17 protein-coding genes are annotated in these 18,384 nt (G+C 36.5%); 7 read left to right on the top strand and 10 right to left on the bottom strand.

Features of this window, described 5'->3' with window-relative positions; all coding sequences use genetic code 11:
- Positions 1-57 precede the first annotated feature (57 nt).
- The 10 genes from M947_RS16820 to M947_RS16775 form a co-directional block, all read right to left on the bottom strand.
- Positions 58-555: a chemotaxis protein CheW gene (locus M947_RS16820; RefSeq protein ID WP_021287241.1), complete on the bottom strand. Its 498-nt coding sequence runs from the start codon at positions 553-555 to the stop codon at positions 58-60.
- Positions 552-2,978 (bottom strand): hybrid sensor histidine kinase/response regulator, encoded by a 2,427-nt coding sequence (locus M947_RS16815; RefSeq protein ID WP_021287240.1) that lies wholly within the window; start codon positions 2,976-2,978, stop codon positions 552-554. Before M947_RS16815 ends, M947_RS16820 begins: the two co-directional genes overlap by 4 nt.
- 10 nt (positions 2,979-2,988) lie before the next feature.
- Positions 2,989-3,930: a chemotaxis protein gene (locus M947_RS16810; protein ID WP_021287239.1), complete on the bottom strand. Its 942-nt coding sequence runs from the start codon at positions 3,928-3,930 to the stop codon at positions 2,989-2,991.
- A 3-nt stretch (positions 3,931-3,933) separates the two neighbouring features.
- Entirely contained in the window at positions 3,934-4,683 is a 750-nt protein-coding gene (locus M947_RS16805; RefSeq protein WP_021287238.1) for a UDP-2,3-diacylglucosamine diphosphatase, read from the bottom strand.
- On the bottom strand, positions 4,673-5,695 hold the full coding sequence (gene argC / locus M947_RS16800; protein WP_021287237.1) for an N-acetyl-gamma-glutamyl-phosphate reductase: 1,023 nt from the start codon (positions 5,693-5,695) through the stop codon (positions 4,673-4,675). Before argC ends, M947_RS16805 begins: the two co-directional genes overlap by 11 nt.
- Positions 5,682-6,179, bottom strand: coding sequence for a transcription elongation factor GreA (gene greA, locus M947_RS16795; RefSeq protein ID WP_021287236.1), 498 nt, complete (start codon positions 6,177-6,179; stop codon positions 5,682-5,684). The genes argC and greA overlap by 14 nt, the downstream gene beginning before the upstream one ends.
- A 93-nt stretch (positions 6,180-6,272) precedes the next feature.
- Positions 6,273-6,590 (bottom strand): DMT family transporter, encoded by a 318-nt coding sequence (locus M947_RS16790; protein WP_021287235.1) that lies wholly within the window; start codon positions 6,588-6,590, stop codon positions 6,273-6,275.
- 4 nt (positions 6,591-6,594) lie between these two features.
- Positions 6,595-7,836: a TolC family protein gene (locus M947_RS16785; protein ID WP_021287234.1), complete on the bottom strand. Its 1,242-nt coding sequence runs from the start codon at positions 7,834-7,836 to the stop codon at positions 6,595-6,597.
- A complete protein-coding gene (locus M947_RS16780; protein ID WP_021287233.1) occupies positions 7,833-10,985 on the bottom strand; it encodes an efflux RND transporter permease subunit in 3,153 nt (1,050 codons plus the stop codon). Before M947_RS16780 ends, M947_RS16785 begins: the two co-directional genes overlap by 4 nt.
- Complete coding sequence (locus M947_RS16775; protein ID WP_021287232.1) at positions 10,985-12,022, bottom strand: efflux RND transporter periplasmic adaptor subunit; 1,038 nt, start codon at positions 12,020-12,022, stop codon at positions 10,985-10,987. Before M947_RS16775 ends, M947_RS16780 begins: the two co-directional genes overlap by 1 nt.
- Positions 12,023-12,285: 263 nt before the next feature.
- Here M947_RS16775 and M947_RS16770 point away from each other — a divergent pair, with 263 nt between their 5' ends.
- The 7 genes from M947_RS16770 to M947_RS16740 all read left to right on the top strand — a co-directional run bounded on the left by M947_RS16770 (position 12,286) and on the right by M947_RS16740 (position 18,375).
- Complete coding sequence (locus M947_RS16770; protein WP_021287231.1) at positions 12,286-13,284, top strand: HD-GYP domain-containing protein; 999 nt, start codon at positions 12,286-12,288, stop codon at positions 13,282-13,284.
- A gap of 150 nt (positions 13,285-13,434) precedes the next feature.
- Positions 13,435-13,908, top strand: a complete 474-nt coding sequence (locus M947_RS16765; RefSeq protein WP_021287230.1) for an NAD(P)H-dependent oxidoreductase subunit E — start codon at positions 13,435-13,437, stop codon at positions 13,906-13,908.
- Positions 13,905-15,263 carry a complex I 51 kDa subunit family protein gene (locus M947_RS16760; protein ID WP_021287229.1) on the top strand — a complete coding sequence of 453 codons (1,359 nt, stop codon included), beginning with the start codon at positions 13,905-13,907 and terminating at the stop codon, positions 15,261-15,263. Before M947_RS16765 ends, M947_RS16760 begins: the two co-directional genes overlap by 4 nt.
- Positions 15,256-15,975 (top strand): 2Fe-2S iron-sulfur cluster-binding protein, encoded by a 720-nt coding sequence (locus M947_RS16755; protein WP_021287228.1) that lies wholly within the window; start codon positions 15,256-15,258, stop codon positions 15,973-15,975. The genes M947_RS16760 and M947_RS16755 overlap by 8 nt, the downstream gene beginning before the upstream one ends.
- The gene (locus M947_RS16750; protein ID WP_021287227.1) at positions 15,972-16,505 is read left to right on the top strand and encodes an NADH-quinone oxidoreductase subunit B family protein; all 534 of its coding nucleotides are present in this window, start codon (positions 15,972-15,974) and stop codon (positions 16,503-16,505) included. Before M947_RS16755 ends, M947_RS16750 begins: the two co-directional genes overlap by 4 nt.
- 2 nt (positions 16,506-16,507) lie before the next feature.
- Positions 16,508-17,938: a Ni/Fe hydrogenase subunit alpha gene (locus tag M947_RS16745; RefSeq protein ID WP_021287226.1), complete on the top strand. Its 1,431-nt coding sequence runs from the start codon at positions 16,508-16,510 to the stop codon at positions 17,936-17,938.
- Complete coding sequence (locus tag M947_RS16740) at positions 17,938-18,375, top strand: hydrogenase maturation protease (protein ID WP_021287225.1); 438 nt, start codon at positions 17,938-17,940, stop codon at positions 18,373-18,375. The genes M947_RS16745 and M947_RS16740 overlap by 1 nt, the downstream gene beginning before the upstream one ends.
- The last annotated feature ends 9 nt before the right edge of the window (positions 18,376-18,384 follow it).

Raw genomic sequence — 18,384 nt, 5'->3', positions numbered from 1 at the left:
GCGTAAACTCTCCAAAAAAAATTAAAGAGAGTTTACCATCTAAGAGTTCATAATTGATTAAAAATCTCTCTCTAGTAGTTTGTTTACTTTTAGTATGGTTATGATTCTGTCTTCTTGCTTGCCAACGCCATCTATCATAGTGTTATCTCCATTTATTGTATCAGGTGCAGGTCCAATATTTTCTTTTTTGATTCTAATAGCCATCGTTAGTCTGTCTATTACAAACCCAGCTACATCATCTCTATCTTTCATAACAATAAAACGAGTCTCATCACTATGTTTTTTTTCACTTAAGCCAAATTTCAAACGAAGATCTATAAGAGGAATGACCGCGCCACGCAAGTTAAACACTCCCATAACATACTTAGGTACTTGAGGAACTCTAGTCCAAGTAAAAGGTTTTATAATCTCCTGAATAGAAAGAATAGGCACGGCATACTCTTCCTCACCTATAATGAAGCCAACTAGTTGAACTATATCATCTGACTGGTCAATAGATTCGTTTTCTTGTTGTCTACTTTGTTTGCTTAGTACTTGTTTTAGTTTGTCACTCATGATAAGAACTCCGATTTAAAGTTAACATTTCTTTGAACTACACTAGATAGGTAGTCTGATGAGTATGGTTTAGTGATATACTCAACCATTCCAGACTCAACACCTCTCATCCTATCAGATTTACCAGTTCTTGAAGTAACTGCTATTAGAGGCATCTGCTTATATCTATTGTATTTTTTAATCTCTGTAGCTAGTGTATAACCATCCATTCTTGGCATCTCAATATCTATAAGCATTGCATCAAAGTGATGATCACCTTGTTTTAAGATATTTAGCGCTTCTTGTCCATCTGACGCTTCAACAAGAGTCATTCCTGTTGCTTCAAGTGACTTTCTCATAATCATTCTATCGGTTTTAGAATCATCTACTATCATGATAGTATAGTCGCTTGCTTTAGTTTTCTCAAGAGACTGTTCCGCTCCTGACTTTTGATCAGATATCATAGAAGTAGCTTTTACATTTTTCGCTATATCCATGAGTGCAACAACATCAACAATAAGTGTCACACCCCCATCTCCTCTAATTGTGGCACCGGCAATTCCCTCTATTCCTTTTAGGTACTCACCAAGAGACTTGATAACTATCTCTTCTTGACCAACTAGTGAGTCAACTATGAGACCAAGCTTTTGAGCGCCTAAACCAAGTACAACAACATAAGCGTGTTCACTTGAGTCTAAAATTCTCTCAACTTCAAAGATATCTCCAATATGAACTAGAGATAAAACATCATCACGCAGTCTCATAACTGAGCGACTCTCAACTGTATATATCTCATCTTTTGAGATTCTAACTGTCTCTAAAACTGATGAGAGCGGAATAGCATAAGCCTCTTCTTGAACACCGACTAAAAGAGCTTGAATGATAGCTAGAGTTAGAGGAATCTTTAGCTTAACGCTACTTCCAACTCCAGTTTCACTATCTACATCAATGATACCATTTACTTTTTCTATGTTTGTTTTTACAACATCCATACCAACACCACGACCAGAGACATTTGTTACAGCAGCAGCAGTAGAAAAACCTGGTTTCATGATGAGCATAAAAGCTTCTTTTTCGCCCATATTATCAGCCTCTTTTTCGCTGATAAGTCCTTTTTCAAGTGCTTTGTTTTTTAGTGAGTCTGCATCAAGACCTTTTCCATCATCATCTATTTGGATAACGATTTGGTTACCTTCATTGTAAGCTTTTAAAGATATAGTACCTGTTTCACTCTTACCATTTGCAAGTCTTACCTCTGGAGTCTCTATACCATGGTCACAAGAGTTTCTAATGATATGAACTAATGGATCACCTATCTCTTCGACTATAGACTTGTCAAGTTCTGTATCTTCACCTTTTATTGTTAGTTCTATCTTTTTGTTTAACTCTCTACTTAAATCTCGAATCATTCTAGGGAACTTATTAAAAACTTTTCCTATTGGGAGCATTCTTGTCTTCATGACTGCGATTTGTAAGTCTGTTGTAACAAGTGAAACTATTGAGACAACCTGATTTAGCTCTTCTAAGAACTCTTCGCCCTCATATCTCTCTTCAACATCATCATTTATCTTTATAAGTCTGTTTTTAGCAAGAACTAACTCTCCAATAAGGTTCATAAGATGATCAAGTCTCTTAACATCAACACGGATAGTCTGATCTACTGTAGTGTTAGATCTTTTAGCTGGAGCTGCTGCTTTTGCACCTAAGTCTTCATTATCATTCACCGATTTAGCATTTGTTTTAGCTCTTGGAACGGGAGCTTTAGCAGGCTCTTCTTTTGGCTCAGATTTTTTCTCTGGTTTTGATGCTTTTGCAGGCTCTGATGGGGCTTCATCTTCTGGATCTGGAGGAGGTGCTAAGACATCCTCACCTGCTGCGACTTTAGCTTCTCTTTTAGCCTTATCTTCTGCTTGTCTTTGTTCTAGTAGTCTTTGTATCTCAGCTTCTACATCTTCATCAGACATATTTTCATAGTCTAGCTCATCTTCACTCTCTTGTGGCTCTTCCACCGCAACTTCCTCAATTGGCTCTGACACTTCTGGCATAGGAACATCTCCATCTCCACCACTGATCTTATCTAGCCTAGCGACACACTCAGATACATCGATGCCTCCATCAGAACTTGTATCGCGGATAGTATTTAAGAGCGATTTCATAAGGTCAATAGACTCCAAAACAACATCCATTACCTCCGGAGTGATGGTTAACTCGCCATGTCTAGCCTTGTTTAAAACATCTTCCATGTGATGGGTCAAATGTGTCAAAATATCAAAGTTTAAAAATGATGAAGCACCTTTAATAGTATGTGCTACGCGAAAAATTCCATTTAGAAGTTCTAAGTCCTCTGGTGTCGATTCTAATTCAACTAAATCCTCATCTAGCTTTTCAACAAGCTCAAAAGCTTCAACTAAAAAATCTTGCAATATTTCTTGAAATTCATCCATATTTACACTCCTATTTCATATGAGCACGAACTATTCGTGCTATTTCATCATAAAATGCTGTCGCTTCAAACTTAACAAGATAAGCCTCAGCTCCAGCTTCTTTTCCTCTATCTTCACTAAAGTGATCACTAATAGAAGAGTTAAAAACTATAGGAATTTTGTCAAACCTACCATCTTCTTTAACATTTGCTGCAAAGTGAAATCCATCCATCTTTGGCATCTCAACATCTGATATAATTATCTTTAGTTTCTTTGAGAGCTCTTCTTCATACATATTGTAAAGATCATCTAACTTCTCTAGCCCTTCTTCTCCATCGCCAGCTTCTACAACACTAAAGCCCATTTTCACAAGTGCCTCTTTTACTATTTTTCTAGCCGTTGCACTATCATCTAGTATAAGAGCTAAACCACTAAAGTTTTCCATCTCTTCTGATACATGTTCGATATTTGGCTGATAGAGTCCTAAGTCTTGAACTACGCTCTCTAGGTCCAAGATAAGAAGCACATTATCATCCTCTATCTTAGTCACACCAGTGATTTTACTACCATCTAGTGAGCCTCCACCACTTGCAAATGAAGCTGGCTCTATGTCTGCCCAGTTTATTCTTCTGATTCTTTTTGCTTCATGAACTACAAAACCAATGAGAACATTGTTAAACTCTGTTATAATGACTCTTAAATTTTTATGAGCACTTTCGGGCTCAGTTATCCCCATCCATTTAGCCAAGTTTACAACAGGAATAACTATACTTCTTAGATCAAAAATACCCTCTATATAATTAGGTGTTCCTGGAAGTTCTGTTAATGTTGGCATCTTAATTATTTCACGAACTTTTGAAACATTGATGCCATAAATCCCCTCATATACTTCGCCATCTTCTTCTTTTAGAATACGAAAGTCAACAAGTTCCATCTCATTGGAACCGACTTTTAGCGAATTATCCATATGCATATTTTATGTCTCCTGATATTGTTGGGCTTTTGTAAAAGTATCCTCTTGCAGTAAAAGTCCAACATCTTTGGAAGATTTTACTATAAAGTATCTTTGATTGCAAGCAAAAGCTGCTAGGTTTATATATCTAAAATCTTTTAATTTAAAACTTTTATTTTGATGAAAATGTCCCTCAATAAAGAAATCGCAACTATACTTATCCAAAAGTCTCCTCTTTATATATTCTTCAAAGCCTACTAACTCTATACAGTCATCTTTTTTACTCAAATACTCATCTAGTTTTTTGACTATGATGTGATTAAATAGATTATTAAACAGATTTAAAATGCTAAGAACAAAACGATTTCTGATAATAGCTGTATATATGTTATAGCCAAGAGGGCTCTCTATATCTCCATGACTAAGTAGAATTTTTTGCTTATTAAAACTCATCTCAACAGGTTGGCTTTTGATGTTAAAAACTTTAATGTAAGGAAATATTTTTTTAAGATTGAAGTCATGATTTCCCTCAAGATAGATAACTTCTATCTCTTTTGAGATCTCATTTAAGATATCTATAGCTTCTCTATTTATCTCTAAAGTGAAAGAGACTTGTCCAAAAAGAGTGTCAAATATGTCGCCTAAAAGTATAAGCTGAGTGGGAAGCAATTGCTTTTCTTTTATAGCTTTTAAAAAGTCTAAAAAATCCTTTCGTATATGTGAATAGTGTGCATCTGAGACAACAAAAGCACCCTCTTTTAAGTTATGGCACATAAGCAATATTTGGGATTCCACAAGATTCATCAAGTCCCATCATAAGGTTTGCATTTACAACAGCTTGAGATGAAGCACCTCTTAGGAGGTTATCAATCGCACTAGATATAAAAACAATGTTGCCTTTTTCTAAAGAAGTTCTATTTTGTTTTACATAAATATCACAGAAGTTAGTTCCTGCAACATTTTTCATATCAACAGGATTTTTGCTAATACGAACAAAAGGCTCATCTTTGTAAAACTCTTTTAAGATACTAAAGGCATCAATATCTTTTTGCACCTGAATATAGATAGAAGATATCATACCGCGAGTTAAGGGAATGAGATGCGGAACAAAGTTCACTTCATCAAAACTAACTCCTAGTTTTTGAGCTATCTCTGGAGCGTGTCTGTGCGTAAGAGGGTTGTAAGCAAACAAGTTATCATTTACATTTACAAAGTGAGTAACATCACTTAGTTTTTTTCCAGCTCCACTAACTCCTGTCTTTGCATCTATAATTATAGGCGTATTTGGCACTCTTTTTGACATAAAAGGCAGAAGTCCAAGAAGTGCACAAGTAGGGAAACATCCAGGATTTGCAACTAATGATGCACTCTTAATTTTGTCTCTAAACATCTCAGGAAGTCCATAAACCACATGTTCTAGGTTTTTTTTATCTGTATGAGTCGTATAAAATTCCTCATAAGCTTCTAAAGAGAGTCTATAGTCAGCTGAGAGGTCAACTACCTTTAAACCTTTTGCTATAAGAGGCTTAACAAACTCCATAGCAGTCTTGTGTGGAAGTGCTAAAAAGACAAGTTCACACGAAGATGCAACATCATCAACATCAACTTTTTGAACTTGCATATCACAAACATTTTTAAGAGATGGATGCAACTCATCAAGGGAGATATTTCCCTCAGAGTTTGCAAGATATGAGAGTTTAAAATATGGATGATTTAGTAAAATTTTTATAAGCTCTAGCCCTGTATACCCACTAGCACCGATAACTCCAACTCTAGTTACATTCAAAGACTATCTCCTGATATCTAACCTCTTCAAGCTCATACTCTTTTGTACCATTTGGTAATCTTACTTTTACCTCATCGCCCTCTTTTTTTCCTAAGAGTTGTTTAGCAAGAGGTGAGCCAAAAGAGATAAGTCCCATGTCAGGGTTACTCTCACAACCTCCAACTATAGTATAAGTTACCTCTTCATCGCTATCCATATCCGTCATAACCACAGTTGAGCCAAAACTAACTCTTGAATGATCAAGCTCGGTAGGATCTACAATGCGAGAGTTTGTTAGCAGACTTGAGAGCTCCCCTAGTCGGTTATCTATATTTTTTTGAGCCTCTTTTGCAGCGTGATATTCAGCATTTTCACTTAGATCTCCATGTTCTAATGCCTCTTCGATGGCCTTTACAATAGCAGGACGCTTTACTTCTTTTAAGTCTCTAACCTCTGCTTGAAGTTTTTCATATCCAAATAGTGTCATAGGTTCAATTTTTTGCATTACTTCTCTTTTTTCATTATTATTTTGATGATTATAGCAAAGATTTAGTAGAATGTTCGTTAATACGAATCGTTTGGTTTTTGCTTACAAGACTTAGCTTGAGACTGCTTTTAGTCCGATGATGGAGAGTATGAGAGTTGAGATAAAAAAGACTCTTGCAAAACTTAGTGTTTCTGCAAAAAATATAATGCCAAAGATTGCTACTCCAGCAGCCCCGATGCCAGTCCAAACTGCATAAGCAGTGCCAACTGGAATAACTTGCATAGCTTTTGTCAAAAAGTAAAAAGAAAAAGCAGCTGCAACTATAAATGCTAGTGTAAAACCAAACTTTGTAAAGCCATCAGAGAGCTTTAAAAATGTTGCAAAAAGTATCTCAAAGAGCCCCGCTAAGACTAACCAAAACCATGCCATAAACTTACTCTCCTACTACTCTAAGAAGAGTTTTATAAGCTACATATAGATTATAGTAGGCATTATTATGTCCATTTGTAGCTTGAGTTAGACTAGTTTGTGAGACTAAAAGTGTAAGTGTGTCTACATCTCCATAACTATATCTATCTGAGGTGATACGATAGTTTTCTTCTGCACTCTCTTTTGCTTTTTTTGCCACAACTTTTGCACTCTTTGCTACAATGAGATCTTGATAGGCCTTCGTTAACTGGCTTGATAAATCCAACTTTAGTTGATTTAACTCATAATTTTGCTCATTGTCCTTTTCTAAAAGAGCTTTTTGTGCTGCAAAATCTTTTCCACCAGAGTAGAGATTCCATGAGACATTTACCATATAAGTTGTTTGGTCTTTTGATTGGACAATATTAGTTCCCGATTTTCTCTCTTTATCATTAAGGTCATATCTCGCTAACAGATCTACAGTTGGTAAGTATCTGCCCTCTACAGCATCTCTTTGAGCAACAAGAGATTTACTTTTAAATACCATAGCTTTTAATTCACTACGACTCTTCATCATCTCAACTTCTAGCTCTTGTAAACTAGCAACCTCATCAACACTTGCATCAAAATCAGAAATAGTCTCATCTTTTGGAATTTTTGTAGCGATGATGTTCTCTAAAGCACTTTTAGCCACTACAAAGTCACTCTTTGCTTTTATAAGAGCTTGTTTGGACTTTAGCCTCTCAACATCTATCATAAGCAAGTCGTTTTTTGCGATGATGCCCTGCTCATATCTGTTTTTTGTATCTTCATACTGCTTTGTAAGTGATGCAAACTCTGCTTCTTGCGAAACTATAAGTTTTTGTGCTTTTAAGTAGTTTGTATAGGCTACTATAACATCTAGCTTCAAGTCTGCGATTATTGCCTTTCTTTCAAGTCTAGCGGACATGATTTCTGCATCTTTTGAGTCTATAGTTGAATAGTCACTAAAACCTCTAAAGAGATTGTACTTTAAGCTTAGGTTATAGTTATGAGTTGGGCTAAAAGAGAAGGCTGTTGTATTTTTTAGTTCTTTGTACTCAAAACCAGCATCTAGAGTTGGGTGATAAGCTGAACTTGCTTCGTCTTTTTTGAGCTCACTATATCTTACATTGCTCTTAGATATCATAGCTTTTGGGGAGTTTTGTAGGGCTAATTCCAAAGATCTCTCTAGTGTTAAGGCAGATAGCGTACTATAAAAAAGTGCAAATAGTAGTGCTAATCTCATGAAATCTCCTTTGTGTTATCATCTTTTTTAAAACTTAAGAACATATATAGAAGTGCTGGTGTTACAAAGATGGTAAAAACCATAGAAAAGGCCAAACCACCAGTGATGACTGAACCTAAACCTCTATAAAATTCACTTCCAGGTCCTGGAACTAACACAAGTGGCAGCATTCCAAAAACAGAGGTTAGTGAACTCATAAATATCGGTCTAAGTCTGGAGTTAGTCGCTTCTACTATAGCTTCTTTGTAAGGCATAGCACTATTTCGAATGTTGTTTAGTGACTGATGGACTATCAAAATAGCGTTGTTTACAACGATGCCGATGAGGATAATAAACCCAAGCATTGTAAGAACATCAAGTGGTTGTGGGGCTACAAACATATTTGTAAGTTTGAGTCCAATAAATCCTCCAGCTGTAGCCATCGGAACTGTAAACATGATAACCAAGGGGTATAAGAAGTTGGCAAAGAGTGCACTCATTAAAAGATATATAATAACTAAAGCAAAAAGCAAATTGTACTTCATAGACTCTATAGTCTGGGCTAGTTTATCCGCTTTTCCTGCTAATCTTACTTTAGTTGAGTCCTCTAACATAGTTACTGGTACTGTTTTTTCGATAATAGCACCCAATATTTCTATACTCTCTTCTAGTGTCATGGTCGTTGGCGGTGTCACTTGAAGTGTGATGGTTCTTTTCCCCTCAACATGCCGAATCTTAGTGATACTTGTAGTATGTTTTAAACGAGAGAGTTCAGAGATAGGAACTAGTCCTGCATTTGGCGTTGCTATTTGAGTTAAGTATAGTGCTTCTGGAGAGTTTATAAGTGTATCATCTGACTTTAGTATCAAATCTATTGATTTTTCTCCATCTGCTGTATATTCACTAATCTTTCTACCATCAAGCAAGACATCTGCTGCAAAACCAAAACTTCTACTACTCATCCCAACACTTGCTAGTGCATTTCTATCTGGGATAAGAAGTGCTTCTGGAAAAAGAACCTCTATGGAGGGAACTGGACGAGTTTGAGCACCCTTCATCTCTTTAGTAATTGCACCAAAGAGCATTCCTCCTATTTGAGTTAACTTTTGCATATCTTGACCGCTTATATCGATGTCGATATTTCTACCCTCACCTATTCCTTGCTCAAAAACACCTCTTTGAAGTGAGATACCAAATATCCCGGGAAAGCTGTTTACCGCTGGCATCATAAAAGGAACATACTCTGCCGCTCTGCTCTCCTTGGTGGATATCATTCCTTGGATAATGAGGTCTTGATATGAGACATAAAACGTATGCTTAATAGGCGGAATACCTCCTACTTCCTTTTGATAGTGAGGTTTCATATGTTCGTGGAGTTTTTTTCCTATATCTTTTTTCTCATCTTCTGAGAGTCCTGGAGGTGGTATAAGTATGTTCATCACCAGATTTTGGTTACCTTGTGGCAAGTACTCCATCTTTGGAAAAAAAATATAAATCATAAAGCCTGAAAGAGCTGCCAAAGCTGTGATAATTATAAACTGATTTGCTCTTTTTTTTAAACTCCAATTTACTCCATGCATAAAAAAAGCACCAATTTTTTTAGCCATAGCTACTAAAAAAGAGTCTCTTGGTTTAGTTCTTAGCTCATGCTCTTTTTCATGATCTATCTTACTTATTTTTAAAAACTGTGTCCATAACATCGGTATAACAGAGATAGAAACAAAAAGAGAAAATGAAATAGCAGCAGTTACCGCAATGGCTATATCTTTGAAGAGTTGCCCTGCTTCTGATTGTAAAAATATAACAGGCAGAAAAACAGCAATAGTAGTAAGCGCAGATGCAACTAAAGCTCCCCATACTTCTATAGTCCCATCATGAGCAGCATCAAAAGGTTTTTTACCCATCTTTAAATGTCTGTCTATGTTTTCTAAAACTACAATGGCACTATCAAGGAGCATCCCAACAGCAAACGAGATTCCTGCTAGTGAGATTGTGTTTAAGCTTCTATCCATTGCATTTAGGACTATAAAAGTTGCAATTACGCTGATAGGGATGGCGGCTGAGACCACCGCAGTAGGCAAAAATGAACGCAAGAAAAGTAGCAAGATAATGATAGCTAAGACTCCACCAACTGCAATATTTTGCTGAACTAATTCAATTGCCCCTTGTATATAGCCTCTTTGGTCAAAAAACCAATCAAGATGAATCTTATGCTCTGGCAAGACATTTGCGTTTAGATGGTTAAAGACCTCTTCAACTTTATTTGTAGTCTCTACAACATTAGCTGATGGTTCCATTCTAACACCATAGATAAGTGCTTTGTTTAGTTTATCTCCCCTTGCTTGTAGGATATTTGCAACTACTTTTGCATAACCTTTTTTGATTGTAGCCACCTCACCTAAGCGAATACTTTTTACTCCATCATTAAAGAGTACCATCTGCTCTAACTCTTCTAAATTCTTAAATCTAGCAGAGGTTCTAACACGATAAGTTCGTCTATCAATATCTACCGTTCCAGCTGCTGTATCGATATTTTCATCTACAATCCTATCTGCAACTTCATCTATAGTTAAAGCGTGAGCTGCTAGTTTTGCAGGCGAGAGTCTTATGTGAAGCTCATCTAGTGTTCCACCAGGAACAAAAATACCAGCGACTCCTTTTATACGCTCAAATTGCTCTTTTATCTCGTTATCTAAATAAGTTAAGTATGTGTCAATATCTCTATCATTATCTTCATCTGCGATAAATCCCATCCAGATAGTAGGAGAAGCAGTTGAACCTGCTGATTGAATGATTGGTTTTTCTACATTCTCAGGATAGTTTTCAACTTGATTTAACTTGTTTGAGACTTCTAGCAGGGCCTTATTCATGTCGGTTGAAACATCAAAAGTTAGAGTGATCTCAGACATATTATCTGATGCCATAGCCTCATAGTGAACTAAACCGGGAGTTGATTTTAGTTGCTCTTCTTGCTTTTGAACAATATCTCGTTCAATCTCACTAGGAGTAGCGCCTGTCCACACTGTAATAACGCCAATTTCTGGCTCTACAACATTTGGCGTAAGTTTATACGGAAGCTGTGAGAGGGCTACTAAACCAAACATGATGATTAAGACAACACCAACAAAAATGGTTACAGGTTTTTTGATAGATATATCAATAAAGTTCATTAATTGCCTTTCTCAACTACGCTCATATTTGGGAAGATTCTCTCATTTCCTTTTGTAACAACTCTCTGACCGACGCTGAGTTTATCACTAAGAATTGCAGCTTCATTTTCATTATAGTTTACTACTTTTACATTTATCATAATTGCTTTTGCATCTACTACACTAAAGACTACATAACTACCAAACCTTTTAATAACTGCATCACGAGGAACTAACAGGACTTTTTGTTTTTTTAGAGTTGGAACTTCTACATCTATTCGCATACCTTCTATTAGGCTATTTTGGGATGCAAAAGAGAGTTTTAGTGGAAGGGTTCGACTCGCTTTATCTGCTAGTGGGACTATGCTTTTTATGCTAACTTCTATATCTCTTGCATCTATCTTTGCTTGAAGCTTTTGCCCCTCTTTTAAGATACTTAAAAACTGGCTTGGGACATTTACCACAGCCTCTATACTCTTTGGATCTACTATATTTAAAACACTACTTCCCTCAGTCACCCACTCGCCAACATCTACGTTTCTCTTTACAACCACACCATCAAATGGTGCTTTTATGCTCATCTTATCAAGTTGTATATTCATAGACAAAAGCTCGGCTTTTTGCGCCTCTATCTCAGCTTTTAAAGATTCTAGTTTATAAAAGGTATTGTCATGTGAGCTTTGAGCTATAGAGTTTTTCTCTAGTAGTGCATCTGCTCTTTGTAGATCTTTTTGCTGTTTTTTAAATTCAGCCAAAAAAGAGTCTAACATCGCTCTTTTTGCTTTTATATTTGCTTCAAGGATTGAGCTATCAAGTTTTACTAAAACTTCGCCCTTTCTTACTTTTTGAGACTCTTTTACAAAAACTCTACTTACAGCCCCTGCACTTTGTGATGCTAAGTTTGAGTTAATGTCATAATATAGAGAGCCTACATAGCTTTGTAGTGCTGATGCATAGCCCTCTTTTACACTCTTTGTCACAACTAAAGAGGCTTGAGGTTTCTCATCTGCTGCTTGTATATTTAAAAACAAAACTACGCATAATAGTAAGTATTTCATATGTTACTTTTCCTTATATTTATCTTGCTCGAAAGATATCACATACTCTCTTAAATTATCTTTGTTTTATAGTTTCACCATTATAGCTTTTAATATAATCTTCATAACATAATCGATATAATTTAAAAGCTACATAAAAACACCATTATTTGAGAAATTTACTTAAAGGTAGTTGTAACGCGTGTTCCGTCATTTTATGCTTGATACGGAATCTAGTTTATAAATTAATCAGATAGTTCAATTAATATAAATTGGCAAAATATATGAAATATAAAAAAATACTCCAGACTGATATAAAATCAAACTATACTAATGCTAAGAGCAACACACTCTCCTCTTATATGATGTTTGATAAACGCCTTATTAATGTCGGAGACAGCCTAAAATTCCATCTCTACATTAATGACTATGTAACACATATGTCGCTATATTTGCAAAGCAATACCGTAATTGATAAAAAACATAAAAATAGTCTGATGGAAGTTGAGAGACTCTATGTTAACAAAGAACAAAAGGGTGAGTATGAACATTTTATAGAAAAAAAGCTCCAAGATACGATTGAGAGTGAACTGCTCTCCATAGAAGACAAAAGAGATATAATCTACACCTCCACCTCAGAACTTACAAACTCACTCTATGAAGACCCAAACGCCCTAGAGAATGTACAGCGTTCAAAGAATATAGTTAAGCCGATTTTACAAAGTATTATCTATGATGATAAGGCCATAAAATCATTTATGAAAATAATCGAGTATGATTACTACACTCACACACACTCACTTAATGTCAGTATATATTCTCTGTGTCTTGGTTCAGAACTTGGACTTAGCCAAACAACACTTAACGCACTAGGATGCTCTGCACTGCTTCATGACCTTGGCAAAAGTAGTATAGACCGCAAAATAGTAAACAAAACAGGTCTACTTAGTCATTTTGAGTTTGACAAAATGAAAAGGCATCCCACTCTTGGTTATGAAACCGCACTCAAGATAGGCATCACAGATAAAAATATATTAGATGGTATACGTCACCATCATGAAAAACTTAACGGTATGGGTTATCCTGATGGACTCAAAGGTAAAGAGATAACACTTTTTGCACGTATTATAGGAATATGCGATATATTTGACGCACTAACAACGCGACGTTCCTATAAGAGTGCCCTAAACTCTTATGATGCCATCTACTTGATGAAGACGCATATGTATAAACATTTAGATATGGAAATTGTCAATACTTTTATCAAGATGCTTCATAACTAATCCAACAATTATACCATTTTCAGTACTATACTAATTATCTGCCTATTAGAGATAGAAGGTAAATTATCTCTGCTTTTATTTAAAAGATTATACTATTTTAATCAATTATGACTTACAATATAGAAAATCTCTTTTAAATCGGAGTCTAGAATGTCAACAGCTACTGACGATAGATACAAAGCGCTTGAAAAAGCTATAAAAAAACTCGGATATGAGAAGAGTTCTCTTTTAGAAGTTCTCAATAGTGCTCAGGGAATTTTTGGCTACTTGGGAATTGATACCCTTAAATTCATTGCAAAACGACTACAACTGCCCTACTCCAAAGTTTACGGAGTCGCCACATTTTACAATAACTTTAAGCTAAAACCAAAAGGCAGACACAACATTGTTGTCTGCACAGGAACTGCATGTCATATAAAAGGCTCTGAGAAAATCCTTCAAAAAATCGAGCAGAGATACGGCATAAAGGCAGGAGGTACAACTTCAGATGAGGCTTTATCCCTTTTAACAGCTAGATGTGTTGGCACATGTTCGGTTGCCCCTGTCATAGTTTTTGATGAGCAGATAAAAGCAAATGTTTCGCTTGAAAATCCTCTTTGCGATATTGAGGAGAGTATAAAATGATTACCTCTATAGAAGAGCTTCAAGAATTAGCCCAAATGAAAAAGAGTCATAATGAAAACAACCCAAAAGAGCCAACTATCGATATGAGTTGTGATTTTTACACAAAACAAACAAGAATCGTTCTTGAGAACGAGGGGATAATAGACCCTGAAGATATAGAAGATTATATAACACATGGTGGCTATATGTCGCTCTTTAAAGTCTTAGATGAGATGAGCCCAAAAGATGTTATAGAGGAGATAAAGATAAGCGGACTTCGCGGTCGTGGTGGTGGAGGTTATCCAACTGGTTTAAAATGGGAGAGCGTCTCAAAAGTTCAAAGCGAGCAAAAGTACATCATCTGCAACGGCGATGAGGGAGACCCGGGTGCTTTTATGGATAGAGCTGTTATGGAGAGTGACCCTCACAAAGTCTTAGAGGGAATGGCAATAGCTGGCTTTGCGTGTGGTGCAAACAAAGGTTATATATATATTAGAGCAGAATATCCCATAGCTGTAAAAAGATTAACTAGGGCTATAAAACAGGCTACTAGACTTGGTATTTTAGGGGCAAATATCGCTCAAAGCGGATTTGGTTTTAACATAGAGATAAGACTTGGTGCAGGTGCCTATGTATGCGGAGAAGGAACTGCTCTTATAGCCTCCATAGAGGGTGGGCGTGGACATCCTAGACAAAAACCACCACATCTAAGTGATCACGGTTTGTGGGGAAGTCCTACTCTTTTAAACAATGTTGAAACCTTTGCAAATATAGCTCCTATCATTAAAAATGGTGGCGCGTGGTTTAAGACCATAGGCACAAAAAACTCAAGCGGAACAAAGGTCTTTGCACTCTCTGGGCTTATAAAAAATACTGGACTTGTTGAAGTTCCTATGGGGACGACATTAAGAGAACTTGTTTATGATATTGGTGGCGGAGTTGAAAATGGTAGAAAATTTAAAGCTATCCAATCAGGCGGTCCTAGTGGAGGATGTATCCCCGAAGAACTCTTAGATTTAAGAGTTGATTATGAGTCACTTAAAGAAGTGGACTCTATGATGGGAAGCGGTGGACTTATAGTGATGGATGATAGCTCTAATATGGTAGAAATTGCACGATTTTTTATGGACTTTTGTGCAAGCGAATCATGTGGTAAGTGCACACCTTGTCGTGTAGGGACAACACAGCTTACACAACTACTTGACAAGTTTATAGCAAAAGAGGCGACAATGCATGATTTTGTCCTTTTAAAAGAGATGTGTTTGGTAGTAAAGAGTACAAGTCTTTGCGGACTTGGACAAACTGCTCCAAATCCAGTTTTAAGTACCATAAGATACTTTGAAGATGAATATCTAGCAGGAATAAAAGATGATTAAAGAAAAAGTAAGAGTCAAAAATTTCAAGATAGATGGTGTCTGCGTCACGGGGCAATCAAACCAAACTATACTTGAAGTTGCTCATGACAACGATATTGAGATTCCAACTATGTGTCATCTACGGGGTCTTAGCAATGTTGGCTCATGCAGAATGTGCATAGTTGAGATAGAAGGAAGACATGAACCCATACCCTCATGTACTGCAAAGATAAAAGAGGGGATGGAAGTAACTACCTCTTCACCTAGGATAAAAGCCGCAAGAGAGATGATACTCTCTATGATGTTCTCAGAGCGTTCTCATACATGCAGCACTTGCGTGGTTAATGGAGATTGCCAGCTTCAAAGCAAATCCGTAGAACTTGAACTTGGACACAGTTTCACCCCTTATCTAAATCAGAGATTTGAGGTAGATGCTTCACATAAAAACTTTGTAAATGACCCAAACAGATGTATCTTATGTACGAGATGTATAAGAGTTTGTGATGAGATAGAGGGAGCTCATGCACTTGATCTCTTTGGCAGAGGACTAAACACAAGAATAATCCACGATATGGATGAGCCTTGGGCAGATTCAACAAGCTGTACAAGCTGTGGAAAATGTGTCTATGTCTGCCCAACGGGAGCACTTTATGAAAAAGATATAAGCGAAGAAGAGGTTGTAAAAAAACGAGAGATTATTACAGAACTTGTTAAAAACAGGGGTCAAAGATGAAAAAAATACGCCTAGGAACTATCTGGCTTGATGGCTGTTCTGGCTGTCATATGTCATTTTTAGATATGGATGAGAGACTCATTGAGATAGCCGAGTATGTAGATGTTGTCTATAGCCCCTATGTTGATATGAAAGAGTTTCCAGAGAGTGTTGACTTAACTATAGTCGAAGGAGCATTAAGTACCGACCATGACCTAAGGATTATAAAAAAAATAAGAGAAAACTCTAAGCTGATATTAGCCCTGGGGGATTGTGCGATTACGGGAAATGTATCTGCTATGAAAAATCTCTACGGTAGTGAGGCAGTTTTGCAAAGAGGCTATTTTGAGCTTGCTGATTTGAACCAAAAGTATCCATCTAAAGTAGTGCCAACACTGCTTGAGAGTGTTATACCTCTACATGAGGCTGTAAAAGTGGACTACTTTTTGCCGGGTTGCCCTACTCCAGCAGATGCAATTTATGAGATGCTAAAATCACTCATTGAGGGCACAGAGATAAAAATACATGAACTAACAAGATTTGGAAAATAATTATGCAAAACAGAACAATAGTCATAGACCCAGTAACACGAATTGAGGGACATGCAAAGATAACTATAGATATAGATAAGAGCGATAAAGTTAAAGATGCAAAGATACATGTAACGCAGTATCGTGGTTTTGAGAAATTTTGCGAGGGCAGAATGTACACAGAGATGCCAGCTCTAACAGCAAGAACATGCGGAATCTGTCCAGTAAGCCATGTAATCTCAGCTACAAAAGCCATAGATGAAATACTAGGTGTCACTCCTCCAAAAGCAGGCACAAATATAAGAAAAATTGTAAACCTTGCACAGTTGCTTCAATCTCACACGCTAAACTTTTACCATCTCTCAAGTCCTGATTTTATCTACGGCTTTGATGCTCCAAAAGAGGATAGAAATATCTTTAAGATGATGCAGACACATCCCGAGATGGCAAGAGATGGTATAAACCTAAGAGCATTTGGACAAAAAATCATAGAAGATTTAGCAGGCAAAAGGATTCATCCTACAGGAATAATCCCCGGTGGCGCAGCACACAAGATAGATGAGTCCACAAAAGAGGCAATTTTAGAGCAGATTCCCGCAATGCTAAAAATAGCACAGAGTGCTTTAGAATTTTTTAGAGATAATCTGCATAAATTTCAAGAAGAGATAGACTACTTAGGTGCATTTCCATCACTTTTTATGGCGCTAACAAACAAAGAGGGCACACTTGAACACTATGATGGAAAGCTATGCTTTATGGATAGCGAAGGAAATATCTTAAAAGATAGGATTGAACCAAGGGATTATAAAGAGTTTATAGGTGAAACAGTTGAAGAAGATAGCTACCTAAAATCACCCTACTACAAACCTTTAGGATATCCGCAAGGAATGTATAGAGTAGGAGCATTAGCAAGGCTAAACATCGCAAAAACATGTGGAACTCCTTTGGCTGATAAGGAGCTTAAAAAGTTTAAAGCTCTAGGTGCTGGTAAACCTGTACTAAACACATTTTACTACCACTATGCAAGACTTATAGAGATGGTTTATGCTCTTGAGAAGATAGAAGAGCTTTTAAAGAGTGATGAGACGATGAGTGCTAATGTAAGATCAACTTCAACGGTCAGTTATGACAAAGGTGTAGGGTGCTCAGAAGCTCCAAGAGGAACTCTTTTTCATGAGTATCATGTAACAAAAGATGGCATTATCACGGCAGTAAATCTTATTATTGCCACTGGGAACAACAACTTAGCTATGAATGCAGGAGTAAAACAAGTAGCTCAAAAATTTGTAGATACAAAAAATATAACTGATGGCGCACTAAACAGAGTTGAGGCGGTGATTAGATGTTTTGACCCTTGTCTTAGTTGCTCCACTCATGCTTTAGGAATTGTCTCTTCAAAAATAGAAATAAGAGATCATAACAAAAAAATAATCAGGGTGATTGAGAGAAGCTGATGAGAGTAATCATCGGTTATGGAAATGAGTTAAGAGGCGAAGATGCTTTTGGAGTCGATACTATAAAAAAACTCCAAAAGTTATGTTTAAAAAACACAAAGTTGATCTCCATGCATCAACTCACCCCAGAGATTGTTTTAGAGCTTTTAGAAGCTGATGAGATAATCTTTATAGATGCTTGTTATAATGAAAAAAATCATTACGCCCTAGCCTGCTCTTTGACTGAGCAAAACACTTCCAATCTTAGCCACCATATCTCGCCAAAAACTATAATCCACATGTTAAAGAGTTTATATGCAAATGAACCAAAGTTTTTTATATACTCAATGATGAGTAAAAATTTTGATGAAATTGAAGATATAAAAAGATATAATGAGTGTGTAGATTCGGTTGCAGAGAAACTAGCCCCAAAAGTAGATAAAGCAATATTTGGATAGACATTTACT

It is taken from the genome of Sulfurimonas hongkongensis, from assembly GCF_000445475.1.
Classification (GTDB): Bacteria; Campylobacterota; Campylobacteria; order Campylobacterales; family Sulfurimonadaceae; genus Sulfurimonas; species Sulfurimonas hongkongensis.
This window is presented reverse-complemented; position numbering and strand designations above follow the sequence as displayed.